This is a genomic window from Peribacillus faecalis, from assembly GCF_014712675.1.
Classification (GTDB): domain Bacteria; phylum Bacillota; class Bacilli; order Bacillales; family DSM-1321; genus Bacillus_AD; species Bacillus_AD faecalis.
Window position 1 is genome coordinate 49,658 of record NZ_JACXSI010000002.1, and the last position, 13,228, is coordinate 62,885.

Annotated in this window: 11 protein-coding genes; 7 read left to right on the plus strand and 4 right to left on the minus strand. The window is 40.9% G+C overall.

What is annotated here, in order from left to right:
• The first annotated feature begins 189 nt into the window (after positions 1 to 189).
• Complete coding sequence (locus tag IEO70_RS01565) at positions 190 to 1,506, plus strand: HD domain-containing protein (RefSeq protein WP_190996600.1); 1,317 nt, start codon at positions 190 to 192, stop codon at positions 1,504 to 1,506.
• A 37-nt stretch (positions 1,507 to 1,543) separates the two neighbouring features.
• Entirely contained in the window at positions 1,544 to 2,053 is a 510-nt protein-coding gene (locus IEO70_RS01570) for a YwgA family protein (RefSeq protein WP_190996601.1), read from the plus strand.
• Positions 2,054 to 2,197: 144 nt separating this feature from the next.
• On the opposite strand, the gene IEO70_RS01575 is transcribed toward IEO70_RS01570, so the two are convergent.
• On the minus strand, positions 2,198 to 2,383 hold the full coding sequence (locus tag IEO70_RS01575) for a 2-hydroxymuconate tautomerase (RefSeq protein WP_235973452.1): 186 nt from the start codon (positions 2,381 to 2,383) through the stop codon (positions 2,198 to 2,200).
• 152 nt (positions 2,384 to 2,535) lie between these two features.
• On the opposite strand from IEO70_RS01575, the gene IEO70_RS01580 reads away from it, so the two are divergent.
• A complete protein-coding gene (locus IEO70_RS01580) occupies positions 2,536 to 3,201 on the plus strand; it encodes a site-2 protease family protein (RefSeq protein ID WP_190996603.1) in 666 nt (221 codons plus the stop codon).
• A gap of 15 nt (positions 3,202 to 3,216) precedes the next feature.
• A complete protein-coding gene (locus IEO70_RS01585) occupies positions 3,217 to 3,720 on the plus strand; it encodes a YwhD family protein (RefSeq protein WP_190996604.1) in 504 nt (167 codons plus the stop codon).
• Positions 3,721 to 3,928: 208 nt separating this feature from the next.
• Here IEO70_RS01585 and IEO70_RS01590 read toward each other — a convergent pair whose 3' ends face one another.
• Entirely contained in the window at positions 3,929 to 5,977 is a 2,049-nt protein-coding gene (locus IEO70_RS01590; RefSeq protein WP_190996647.1) for a transglycosylase domain-containing protein, read from the minus strand.
• Between the two features lie 221 nt (positions 5,978 to 6,198).
• Between IEO70_RS01590 and IEO70_RS01595 the strand changes: the two genes are divergently transcribed.
• Together IEO70_RS01595 and argS are read left to right on the plus strand one after the other, a co-directional pair.
• Positions 6,199 to 6,633 carry a DUF1934 domain-containing protein gene (locus IEO70_RS01595; RefSeq protein WP_190996605.1) on the plus strand — a complete coding sequence of 145 codons (435 nt, stop codon included), beginning with the start codon at positions 6,199 to 6,201 and terminating at the stop codon, positions 6,631 to 6,633.
• Entirely contained in the window at positions 6,633 to 8,303 is a 1,671-nt protein-coding gene (gene argS, locus IEO70_RS01600; protein WP_190996606.1) for an arginine--tRNA ligase, read from the plus strand. Before IEO70_RS01595 ends, argS begins: the two co-directional genes overlap by 1 nt.
• 359 nt (positions 8,304 to 8,662) lie before the next feature.
• Here argS and uvsE read toward each other — a convergent pair whose 3' ends face one another.
• Together uvsE and cls are read right to left on the minus strand one after the other, a co-directional pair.
• Positions 8,663 to 9,619: a UV DNA damage repair endonuclease UvsE gene (gene uvsE, locus IEO70_RS01605; RefSeq protein ID WP_190996607.1), complete on the minus strand. Its 957-nt coding sequence runs from the start codon at positions 9,617 to 9,619 to the stop codon at positions 8,663 to 8,665.
• Between the two features lie 39 nt (positions 9,620 to 9,658).
• On the minus strand, positions 9,659 to 10,858 hold the full coding sequence (gene cls / locus IEO70_RS01610) for a cardiolipin synthase (RefSeq protein ID WP_190996608.1): 1,200 nt from the start codon (positions 10,856 to 10,858) through the stop codon (positions 9,659 to 9,661).
• Between the two features lie 214 nt (positions 10,859 to 11,072).
• Between cls and IEO70_RS01615 the strand changes: the two genes are divergently transcribed.
• Entirely contained in the window at positions 11,073 to 13,184 is a 2,112-nt protein-coding gene (locus IEO70_RS01615) for a heterodisulfide reductase-related iron-sulfur binding cluster (RefSeq protein ID WP_190996609.1), read from the plus strand.
• The last annotated feature ends 44 nt before the right edge of the window (positions 13,185 to 13,228 follow it).

Sequence of the window (13,228 nt, forward strand, 5' to 3'; positions counted from 1 at the left end):
TTTTGTCGAAATATATATGGTTTTGCTCCGGAGCTCGAAAAAATAGAGAAATTATCGTATTTTGCCGCCGGGAAACTAAATTTAAATATGAAATGAAGACGGTAGTACCCGTGACGGTTTAATTAGCAAATGCTAAAATATAAGATAATGAAGCAGGACAAGCTATAAAACAAAGAGGGTATTTATTCTATGAGCTATTCCATGGAGAAATTAGACGAAGAAAAAGTTTTTAAAGATCCGGTTCATCGTTATGTACATGTAAAAGACCGTGTTATATGGGACCTGATTGGCACACGTGAATTTCAAAGACTTAGAAGGATAAAGCAGCTCGGAACTACATACTTAACTTTTCACGGCGCAGAGCATAGCCGTTTCAACCATTCATTAGGCGTATATGAAATCGTCAGAAGAATCATTGATGACGTCTTTCACGGAAGAGAGCAATGGGATGAGTCGCAGCGGCTTCTTTCATTATGCGCAGCTCTGTTGCATGATCTTGGTCATGGGCCGTTTTCGCATTCATATGAAAAAGTCTTTCACCTCGATCATGAAAACTTCACAAGAGAAATTATTTTAGGGGATACCGAGGTGAACGCAGTCCTTAGACGGGTTGATTCCGAGTTTCCTAAAAATGTAGCTGAGGTAATTGCGAAAACATACCACGATAAACTTGTGATCAGTTTGATCTCCAGCCAAATAGATGCTGATCGAATGGATTATTTGCAACGAGATGCCTATTATACCGGGGTCAGCTACGGGAACTTCGATATGGAGCGATTGCTTCGGCTGATGCGCCCTATGGAAGATCAGGTAGTCATTAAGAGCAGTGGTATGCATGCTGTGGAAGATTACATTATGAGCCGATATCAAATGTATTGGCAAATATACTTCCATCCGGTGACTCGAAGCGCTGAAGTGATTTTGACAAAAATTCTGCACCGGGCAAAGAAGCTGTACTTTGATGAGACGTATACATTCAGCCAGGAGCCGCTCCACTTCCGTTCATTGTTTGAAGGGAATGTGACGGTGGAAGAATATATTGCGATGGATGATAATGTCGCGTATTTCTATTTTGGGCAATGGGAAAATGAAAAAGACAGTATTTTAAGTGATTTGTGTCATCGCTTCGTAAATAGAAGATTGTTTCAATACGTTGATTGTCAGCCGGCAAGTGAAATCAGTAAAATTAATAAGCTGAAGGAGCTTTTTGAACAGGCAAATATTGACCCGGAGTATTATTTAGTGATGAATTCTTCATCCGATTTACCGTATGATTTTTACCGTGCAGGCGAAGAAGAGGAAAGACTTCCGATTTATCTGCTCAAAAATGATAAAGAGATTCGTGAGCTTTCGCGTGAGTCGGAAATTGTCGATGCAATCACCGGCAAAAGAAGAACGGATCATAAATTATTTTTTCCGGAAGATCTCCTGAAAGATGAGACTGCGCATCCGGAAATCAAACAACAAATCTGCAGTCTTTTAGGGATAGAAAAGAGATTGCAATAATAATGAGAGCATCTCGTTTTTTCAAGGAGGAATAGGTGTGTTTAAGGATTATGCAAGAATAATAAATGCGGTAGCGTCTGTTGGGGAAATCTCAGGCCGCAAAAAAATGCAGAAAATCATTTATATAGCAAAAAAGTTATCCTTTCCTTTTGAGGAGAAGTTTCAGTTTCATTTTTACGGACCATACTCGGATGAACTGACCATGCGAGTGGAAGAATTGTGCGAAATGGGTTATTTGAATGAAGAAAAGGAAAAGAAGAGCGGATACTGGCAATATTGTTACTCTTTATCAGATGCGGGTAAGGAATTCCTGCAGCTTTACCAAGTGGACGAACCCAATTTGAAAGAATGCCTTGATGATATGAACGGGCAAAATGCGCGTTTCTTGGAGCTTGTTTCAACAATTTTATACTTCGATATGCTTGAAAAGCCGGAAGTCATAGAAAAAGTGCAGACATTAAAAGCTAAGCAGAAATATACACTTGAGGAAATTGAGGATGCTTACCGCTATATTGCTGCATTGTCGGCAAAAGCGAAGTGCCATTAATAGAAAAACCGTCACCGGTCCTTTTTCACTATACAAAAATATATTTTGTAAAAGAGTGTCGTGTGTTCTAAGTCGGCACTCTTTTTATACATAAAAAGGGACACTTTGAAAAGTAAAGTGTCCCAGGGCTTTAATATGTATGTTTTACTGGTCGCTTAGACGTTTTCCGCCTACTGCATAATGATTTTTTGACATTTCTTCAATGAATACAACAATTTTATCTTCCGGAGCGCCTGATGTTTCTGAAACGGCAGCGGTTACCTTTTCAACCATCGCTTTCTTTTGTTCCTCAGAACGACCTTCTAGCAGTTTGATTGTAACGTATGGCATATTGTTAAGTCTCCTTTCTAGTGTATGTTTGTAGTTTTTCATAAATTGTAATAAAAATCAAGAAACCGTTTTGTTAATAGTTGGAGCAAACATTCAACATTTTTGGCAAGATAAGATATACTAAATATTACGATAGATTTGGAGCGTGAAATATGGATTTTCTAAACAGTATTCTAGCATTTAATCTTACTGATTTGCCGTATGTGATTATCGTATTGCTGATTGCTTTTACAGTCCATGAATTTGCACATGCATATGTTGCTTATAGATTTGGCGATCCGACCGCGAAAAACCAAGGACGTCTGACGCTTAACCCAAAAGAGCATTTGGATCCTGTCGGAACGCTTTTGCTGCTGATTTTCGGTTTCGGTTGGGCAAGACCTGTTCCAGTAAATCGGTATAACTTTAAAAACCCTCGTCTGGCAGGGATTCTCGTTTCGTTTGCGGGACCGCTGAGTAACTTGTTGATTGCGATTGTCGGTTATATTATTTTCTTTTTGATGCTTTCATCAGGAGCAGCTGGAAGTTGGACAGAGTATGTTTTTACGTTTATCAATTTTCTTGTCTATATTAATATATTGCTGTTTGTCTTCAACCTGTTGCCGATACCGCCGTTGGACGGCTATCGGATCATTGAAGACTTAATGCCTGTGGGAATCCGGGCCCAAATGACGCAATATGAACAGTATGGAATGTTGATTTTTCTGATCTTAGTTTTGACACCTTTAGGTGATTATACGATAGATCCAATCTTCCGGACTTTGATACCGGGCATTCAAGATTTCTTAAGCCACATCTTTTATTCGCTTTTTATGTAAGAAAGGAGTATTTTAATGGATAACCAAAAGAAGAAAATGCAATTTAACATTATAAAAAACGACCCGACAGATGGTCATAAAGGCTTCGGTAAAGGGTCATTAAGCTTAGAAAATATTTCGCCGATTATCATTGATGTGGAAGCGAAGGAAGCTTCAATTGAAATCGGAGCTCTGCACGCGCGCAGTGCGGTCGAAAGAGGAATCAAGTTTTTGACGAATAAGGATGAAGTGCCGAACGGAAAGCCTTATTGGATTGTTTGGGTGGCGATTGAGCGTAATGAAGAAGGGCCATATTATGCAGGCGTTACAGCTTGTGAAATGACAGTGGACCGCAGCATTCGCCGAGGCTATAAATCATTGCCTGAGCATGTGAACAATCTTGATAAAGCGATGAAGCGGAAGTATATCACGGAACATATGGATGAGACATCAAAGATTGTCTTGAAGGAATTTCTGCAAAGTCATGACCCGTCTATGTGGGAGCGTTCCGGTGAAGAGCTAAAGCAACAGCTATCCTAAAACTTGATATTAGCGAATATTGTCAAAATCGGCACTAAAATATGTCTGGAACTAGAAAATTTTACAGTTTATGTACTTTCCTACTTGTTGTTACAGGCAAAAATGATACACTGAAATCAGTGTACGACGCTATAAAACCAGGACATGAAAATGGGCTGACTCCTGAAGAAGCATATTCTTCATAGAGTGAGCCCATTTTCTTTTTAGTTTAAAAGAAAGGAAACAATCGTTTATACCAAGGTTTCTTCTTCTCTTTATCAGTCTCTTCTTTCTCGGTTTCATGTGAGCATTTCTCATTCGGCTCGGTGCCGTCTATGAAATATAACGAAACTGACTGAGTGCATGTTTTGCCGGCAATTTTCCCGCTTTCAGGATCAATCTTGACTTTGATGAGCTGTTTATCGGGTGGCTCAAATTCAGTGAAATTAGAATTAGCCAAGCTTGTTTCCATGAAATCAGCCCAAATCTTTTTTGCATACTGGCTTTCGGAGGAGCGATTCATTTCTGTTCCTTTGTCATAGCCAGTCCAAATCCCGGAAACGAGCTCCGGCGTGTAGCCAATCATCCAGCTGTCTGTGTTGGTTGTGCCGGATTTTCCGGCGTACTGTCTTGATAACTGATTGGCGATTGTGGAGCCTGTGACAGTTGTATAACCGTTCAGATTCGGATTGAAAATGCCAGTCAGCATCTCGGTCAGCACAAAAGCCTGGTCGCGGTCCAGTATTTGATTTGTCACTTTAGGTGCTTCATAAACAACTTCTCCTTGATGGTTTTCTACCTTTTGGATAAAGACTGCTTCCGTTGCTTTGCCTCCATTTGCAAGCCTGCCATAGGCATTCACCATTTCAATCAGCTTCACATTCGATGTGCCAAGAGCAGCTGATGGCACTGTTTCAATTTTACTTTTAATCCCAAATCGTTCAGCGGTTGTTTTCAAATAGTCATTGCCGAGAAAAAGATGCGTTTTGACCGCATATACATTATCGGAAAGAGCAATCGCCTGTGCTAATGTAATTTCTTTGTCGGCATATTGTGAATTGAAATTGCGCGGTGAATAGGTTGCCTTTCCGTCATCGAACGTAAAGGTTGTCGGTTCACTTTTCAACATAGTTGCAGGTGTAAAGCCATTTTCTAAAGCTGCATAATAAACAAGAGGCTTAATCGTAGAGCCCGGCTGACGGGCTGCCTGCGTGGCGCGGTTAAACGAGCTCTCGCTATAGTTTCTTCCGCCAATTAAAGCTTTCACATAGCCACTTTTCGGCTCGATGGCAACAAGTGCGCCCTGGATAGTGCTGTTCTCCGGAAAAATACGTTCAAATGCCTGTTCTGCCGCTTGTTGCATATCTAAATCCAAGGTTGTGTATACCTTTAAGCCGCCGAGAGCAATTGTTTGCTCATCCAGCTGCAGATCATTTTTTAATGCTTGCTGAACGTTTTGGATATAGTAAGGAGCAACTTCCGCTCGTTCTGTCTTTTGAGTTTGCAATTCAATTGGACGCGATGCTGCCTCTTTCGCTTCTTCTTTTGTCACATAGCCGGCTTCGGCCATCTCTGATAAAACAATCTCTTGTCTCGCTTTTGCGCGGTCATATGAGCGAAAAGGGGAATAATAAGCCGGACCTTTTGGTATTCCCGCCAGCATAGCTGCTTCAGACAAGTCTAAATCACCGGCATCTTTTCCGAAGTAATAGTGGCTAGCCGCTTGTGCGCCGTATATGCCATGACCGTAGTAAATAGTATTTAAATAGCCTTCTAATATCTCATTTTTTGTGTAATTCATTTCAATACGAATCGTATAAAACGCTTCACTAATTTTGCGGTACCAAGTTTTTTCGTGATTTAAAAAAAGATTGCGGGCATATTGTTGCGTAATCGTGCTGGCACCTTGTACTTTCGCCATTGCTTTAATGTCGGCAATGACTGCGCCGGCAATCCGCCTGAAATCAAAACCGTTGTGACTGTAAAAGCGCTGGTCTTCTATCGCCAAAACAGCAGAAGTCAAAGAGGGAGAAATATTATCCAGTTCAACCCAATACCTTTGTTGGCCTGCATTTGTTTCACCGATTACTGTACCGTCAGCGCTGTAAAATATGGTGGATTGCGGTACAGCGAGCGGGGGAGGGCCTAATATTTTTGCATAGATGAGAATGCAAAGATAACAGGTAAGCAATGCTAAAATGCCCAATGCCAGTACCGTGCCGGCGATACGAATGAATCGAGTTGCTTTATGAAGCTGCTGCTTTGTCAAAATTTCCATCATACGCGCCCCCTTTCATAGATCGCTTTATCAGTATTAAATGAAAAGACTCGTTTTAAACATGCTACTAAATAATATGGCCAAGTCTGCTGAAAAAGAAGTTTCAATACGGGCAGACTCTTTACGGTTGAAAACATGCAGATAGTTGAAACTTCATACAAGAATCTTTATACTTATGAAAGTTGAAGAAGGAAAACCTTTTTAATAGAAAGGCGATAATAATGTCACATATAAAATCAGTCACAATCCAACTGAATACAACGATATCCAATGGGGAAGCAGAAGAAACGTATGAACTTCTGACTTTCGGTACATTGCAAAATAAAAACGGAACGTGGTATTTACGCTACGATGAAGTGCACAATGATATGGAAAATGTCCATACTATTCTTAAATGGGCTCCGGAAGAAGTGTATATTATGCGAACCGGAAAGATGAAGATGCGTCAGCGCTTTATAAAAGACCTGATGACAGTCGGAACGTATGAAAGCCCATACGGCGTTATGCAGATGCTGACTACTACAAAAAGCATGGACCATACATATAATGAAGGCGCGAAGGAAGGTAATATGCTTCTGACGTATGATTTGAATATGAATGGTAATGACATTGGCCGATATAAAATGGAAATCCATTATAAGGAGGAAGCAAAATAATGAATATCGTAGAACAAGTTCAAGATAAATTAAAACAAGAAATTGCGGATGCCGTGCAAAAAGCAGGTCTTGCAAGCCCTGAAGAAATGCCGCAAGTAATTTTAGAAACACCGAAGGATAAATCTCATGGCGACTATTCAACGAATATGGCGATGCAATTAGCGAGAGTGGCAAAGAAGGCACCGAGAATGATTGCAGAGCAAATCATTGAAAACTTTGATCAATCAAAGGCATCTATTGAAAAGATGGAGATTGCTGGACCGGGATTCATCAATTTCTTCATGGATAACGCCTATGTAACACAATTAATCCCAACAATTTTAGAAGCGGATGAAAAGTACGGAGAAAGCACAGTAGGAAACCATCAAAAGATTCAGGTGGAATTCGTTTCTGCTAACCCGACTGGTGACCTTCACCTTGGACATGCCCGCGGAGCGGCTGTCGGTGACTCGCTTTGCAACATTTTAGAAAAAGCAGGCTATGATGTATCAAGAGAATACTACATCAATGATGCCGGAAACCAAATCAATAACTTGGCTTACTCTGTAGAAGCTCGTTATTTCCAGGCGCTTGGACAAGACTTCCCTATGCCGGAAGACGGTTATCATGGTCAAGATATCGTAGGAATCGGTCAAAAACTTGCTGAAGAATATGGCGATCGTTTTGTGAACGAAAGCAAAGAAGAACGCTTCAAGTTTTTCCGTGAGTACGGTCTGAAATATGAAATGGCAAAATTGAAAGCCGATCTTGAAGATTTCCGTGTGCCATTCGACGTTTGGTACTCCGAGACTTCTTTATATGAAAACGGCAAAATTGACGATGCGATTGCAGAATTAAAAGCACGCGGCCATATTTATGAGCAGGACGGCGCAACGTGGTTCCGCTCAACAGAGCTTGGCGATGACAAAGACCGTGTATTGATCAAACAAGACGGCTCTTATACTTACTTATTGCCGGATATCGCTTACCACCGTGATAAGTTGGAGCGTGGATTTGAGCAACTGATCAACATTTGGGGAGCAGATCACCACGGCTACATTCCTCGTATGAAGGCGGCAATCGAAGCGCTAGGACACGACAGAGAGCAATTGGAAGTAGAAATCATCCAACTTGTTCACTTGTTTAAAGACGGCGAAAAAATGAAGATGAGTAAACGTACAGGGAAAGCTGTAACGATGCGTGATCTTGTAGAAGAAGTTGGTCTTGACGCTACGCGTTATTTCTTCGCGATGAGAAGTGCTGATACACACCTTGACTTCGATTTGGACTTAGCGGTTTCACAATCGAATGAAAACCCTGTATACTATGCGCAATACGCACATGCCCGTATTTGCAGTATCCTTCGTTCCGGACAAGAGCTTGGCATTGAAATCGGTAAAAACTATGACTTGAAGCAAATTACGACAGAAAAAGAGTATGAAGTGCTGAAGAAGTTGGGTGAATTCCCGCTTGCAGTAGCAGAAGCAGCGAAGAAACGCCTTCCTCATCGCGTGACAAACTATATTTTCGATTTGGCTTCAACATTCCATAGCTTCTACAATGCGGAAAAAGTTTTGGATAAAGAAAATATCGAACGCACAAAAGCAAGACTAGCACTTATTCAAGCTGTTGGCATCACACTTCGTAATGCTCTGACATTGATCGGCGTATCTGCACCAGAGAAGATGTAATAAAGAGAACTTGCCTTTGGCAAGCCTGACAAGGCGCAGGCAAAGGTCTAGTTGTGATTTGGTGACTACATCGAATTTTCTGCCACGTTGCCAATTTATTTTCCTATAGTGCAAGAAAAACCGACACCAGTCCTTTTTCATTTTGGATTGACTCCTTGATATTTCTACAATGAAAAAGGAGCCATGCGGCAGGACTAAGATGAATCACACGAGAAACCCGATTTTGGTTTCTTGGGGGAGGCAGCTTAGGCCCGAGCATGGCAGGTGAAAGGTTAGACAATACGAAAAACCGACACCGGTCCTTTTGTAGAAGAAATAAAGAGGTTTGCCTGGAGGGTATTCTTCCGGCAAACCTCTTTTTATTTTACTAATAGTGAAGCGCCGCTTATTTGCTTTACTCCACGAATTTTTGCTAAATCGCCAACCAATTGAAGCATCGCCTGGTCTTTGCTTTTTGCTTCAATCATAAAATCAGCATCTCTCTTCATTTCTTTTAGAAGCTTCAGAAGGGGAGAGAGAAATTCAACATCGACAAAATCAGCATGAGAACGAAAGGTTTTCTCTGACTTGGGAGATGAGATATGTATTTTCGGGGGCAGCCCGGTTCGATCCCACGTAGCAAAAATCCGCGGCATCAGCTCATCTAACGGTTCCTCGCAAAGATTGGCCATATGATGATGATAGTCAAAGACGAATGGAATGCTCTCTTGCTCGCATGCCTTTAATGTTTCAGAGGTATTATACGTTTTATCATCATTCTCTAAAGTCATTTGTACCTTAATGTCAGAAGGAAGCTGTTTCAATTGCTTATGGAAGCGTTTAATGGTCTCAGCTTTATTCCCATAGGCGCCGCCAATGTGGATATTGATATAAGAATCCTTCTCTACACCCATCGCCTCAAACATCTGATAGTGAAAAGCCATATCCCCGACTGCGCTGGTTGTCACTTCTTCGCGTGGACTTGTAAACAACGTAAATTGATTAGGGTGAAAGCTCACGCGCATTTTCATTTTTTTAATAAACTGACCGAGTTCCGACCATTCTTTTTGAAACGGCGAGACAAAATCCCACATGATTTCAGGGTGTGTAGCTAAAGGTACAATTGAGCTGGATAGCCGATACAGCTCAATTTCATGGGCAGCATTGTAATACAAAGTTCTCATCGTATTAGCAAGATTTTGGGCTGTAATAGCCAGTAGCTTTTCTTTTCGTTCTTCCCTTGACAACTGTGAATAAGTTTTGAATGTCATTGTTTTTGACGGTGATGCGTTAAATAATGTAATGGCAGTTGAAACATAGCCAAGCCTTATTTTCATATGCTCCTCCTTTCTCACAAGCTCCGGTGCGTTTTTTCTCTATAAAAAGTATGAAAGACGGATGGCTATCCATTCTTTTGTTTTGCTCCATATGCCAGTACTTTTCAAATCGTCTAGCGAAAGAAGCCGGCTGTTTTCGATATCCTTATGTATTTCCTTAGACATATTTTGAATGAAATGCTGATCATATATGTAGCAGTTTATCTCGCTGTTGAGGTAAAAGCTGCGTTTATCAAAGTTGGCTGTCCCGATATCTGCGAAAGTTTGATCAATCATCATATACTTGCCGTGAAAAAAACCTTTCTGGTACTGATATACTTGCGCTCCGGCTGAAATCAGCTCACGAAAGGACGGAAAGGAGGCCTCTTTGACGAGAAAGTGGTCGGAACTAAAAGGCACAATGATAGTCACAGAAATCCCGCGTCGCAGGCAATTTATCAATTCCTGCACCAGTTTATAAGTTGGAATGAAATAAGGAGAGGCAATGGTGATGTTTTTTTTTGCCTGCTGAAATAAAGCAACGTATTCCTCTTCTAAAAAAGCGCCATCCGAATGAAAAAAACGATGTAAAGCTTGTCCCTTAAAGGATGGAGTAATAAAGACGTCCTCATATTGTACATCTTCGCCGGTCGCTAAGCGCCAATCCTCTAAAAAGACACGTTCTAAGTCTTGAACACCTTCCCCTTTAAGACGCAGATGGTAGTCATGCCACGGGGTTAACTTCTTGTCGCCATCTATGTATTCCTTACCGATATTAAAACCGCCGATATAGCCGATTTGTCCGTCGATTACAGAAATCTTGCGGTGATTTCGTCTTTGGAGACTGTAGAAAAGAAAAGGCCATTTTGGCTTGGAACTGTAGAAAAATTTGGCTCCGCTTTTCTTTAAGTCATCACGAACATTGACAGGAAAAGAAGAACTTCCTGCCCAATCGAGTAGAAGACGCACTTCCACACCTTGCTCTGCCTTTTTTCGGAGTAAATCGGCAAGCTGGATGCTGATTTTATCATTTTTGACGATGAAGAATTGAATATGGATGTACTGTTTTGCTTTTTGCAGGTCGTGAAAAAACTGATTGGTCAAAGCTTTTCCTTTTGTAAAAAGATCAAAATCACTCTGCCTCTCCGGAAACTTCACATTCTTCACTGTCGCTCTATGTTTTTTCCGGCCAATGTAAAAATCTGCAGACAGCCATAGAATTAACAAGATGATAATGCTAACGGCAATAATTGCTTTCATGAACCAAAGCTCCTTTACACAAAATGAATCCTCTTTATATGGTTCTTCAATAAAAACGGTTTATGTATACGCTACCAGAAAAATATTATCTTGTTGACTGAATACTCATTCATAATTACAATATAAATAACAGAAAATGATAGAATACCCAAAATATTCATAATGAGATGGGTATTCACATAATTTTTTTGCAAATAGGGGGAGGGTGAATAGGATGGACGGATTATTGTGGGTCAACTTAATAGCATTTCTATTAGTGACAATATACGCACTTAGTTTATTCGTATATTTAATCAGAACAAGAATCAGTTACATCAAGCTTGGGAAGAAGGTTGAGTTCGATAACAAAGTGAAAGAAAGACTCGGCCTACTTTGGGAAAATGTCTTTGGACAAAAGAAATTATTGAAAGATAAGAAGAGTGGCATCATGCATGTCATGTTTTTCTACGGCTTTATTCTTGTACAATTTGGAGCGATTGATTTCATCATTAAAGGGATTTATCCGGGTGCGCATTTACCGTTTGGACCATTGTATCCGGCATTCACTTTATTCCAGGAAATTGTCACCTTCATTATCTTAGTCGCAGTTTTCTGGGCATTTTACAGACGTTATATCGAAAAACTTGTCCGTTTGAAAAGAGGCTTCAAATCAGGATTAGTTCTCATCTTCATCGGTGGTTTGATGCTATCGGTATTATTCGGTAATGGTATGGCGATGATTTGGCATGGACATGAAGCAACTGTTTTTGAGCCAGTCGCTTCCGGAGTGGCGCTTCTGTTCGGAGGAATCGGTGAAACTGCTGCGATTGTTCTTTTCTATATTTCTTGGTGGGTTCACACGCTGATATTATTTACATTCCTTGTATATGTGCCGCAGTCGAAGCATGCGCATTTAATTGCAGGGCCAGTGAATGTATACTTCCACAGACTTTCGAATCCTGGGAAGCTTTTGAAAGTTGATTTTGAAGATGAAACACAAGAATCATTTGGTGTAGGCAAAATTGAAGATTTCACGCAAACACAGCTTATTGATTTATATGCCTGTGTTGAATGCGGACGCTGTACAAATATGTGTCCGGCAACGGGAACAGGCAAAATGCTTTCACCGATGGATTTAATCTTAAAACTTCGTGACCATCTGACTGAAAAAGGTGCGGTAGTTACGAAGCAGCAGCCATGGGTTCCTGGATTTATCTTCTCGAACTCGAAAGGCAATCAGTTGGCTTTGGCTGCGTCAGGTCAAGGTGTGGAGGAACAAGCGGCATCATCTTTATACAATCCTAGCTTGATCGGGGAAGTTATTACAGAAGAGGAGATTTGGGCATGTACGACTTGCCGTAACTGTGAAGATCAGTGTCCGGTAATGAATGAGCATGTTGATAAAATTATTGATTTGCGCCGTTACTTAGTATTAACGGAAGGGAAAATGGACCCAGATGCGCAACGTGCGATGCAAAACATCGAACGACAAGGAAATCCTTGGGGTCTTAACCGAAAAGAACGTGAAAGCTGGCGCGAATTACGCTCGGATGTCACAATTCCGACTGTGAAAGAGATGAACAAAGCTGGAGAAGAATTTGAGTATTTATTCTGGGTTGGTTCGATGGGCTCATATGATAATAGAAGTCAGAAGATTGCGTTATCTTTTGCGAAGCTACTTAATGAAGCAGGAGTCAAATTCGCGATTCTCGGCAATAAAGAAAAGAACTCAGGCGATACAGCAAGACGTCTTGGCAATGAGTTTGTCTTCCAGGAGTTGGCTGCCAATAATATCGCAGAGTTTGAAAAAGCGGAAGTGAAGAAAATCGTCACGATTGATCCTCATGCCTACAATATTTTCAAAAATGAATATCCGGATTTCGGTCTAGAAGCAGAAGTGTACCATCATACAGAATTGTTGGCACAACTGGTGAGAGAAGGCAGATTAGAGCCTAAATATGAAGTTAATGAAACAATTACGTTCCATGATTCTTGTTACTTAGGTCGTTACAATGAAGTATACGATCCACCAAGAGAGATTTTGAAATCTATTGCTGGCGTCAAGTTAGTGGAGATGGAAAGAAACCGTGAAACAGGTATGTGCTGTGGAGCCGGTGGTGGTTTAATGTGGATGGAAGAAGAGACAGGTCACCGTATTAACGTAGCTAGAACGGAGCAAGCGCTTTTAGTTAGTCCATCCGTCATTAGTTCTGGATGTCCGTATTGCTTGACGATGCTGTCAGATGGTACGAAGGCGAAAGAAGTGGAAGAAGCTGTACAGACATACGATGTAGCAGAGATTCTAGAGAGAGCGGTTGTAGGTGAAGTTGTCCAAGAAGCATCCTAAAATGTAAAAAAATAAAAGTATTGTATTTTTTATACAGTTAGTTG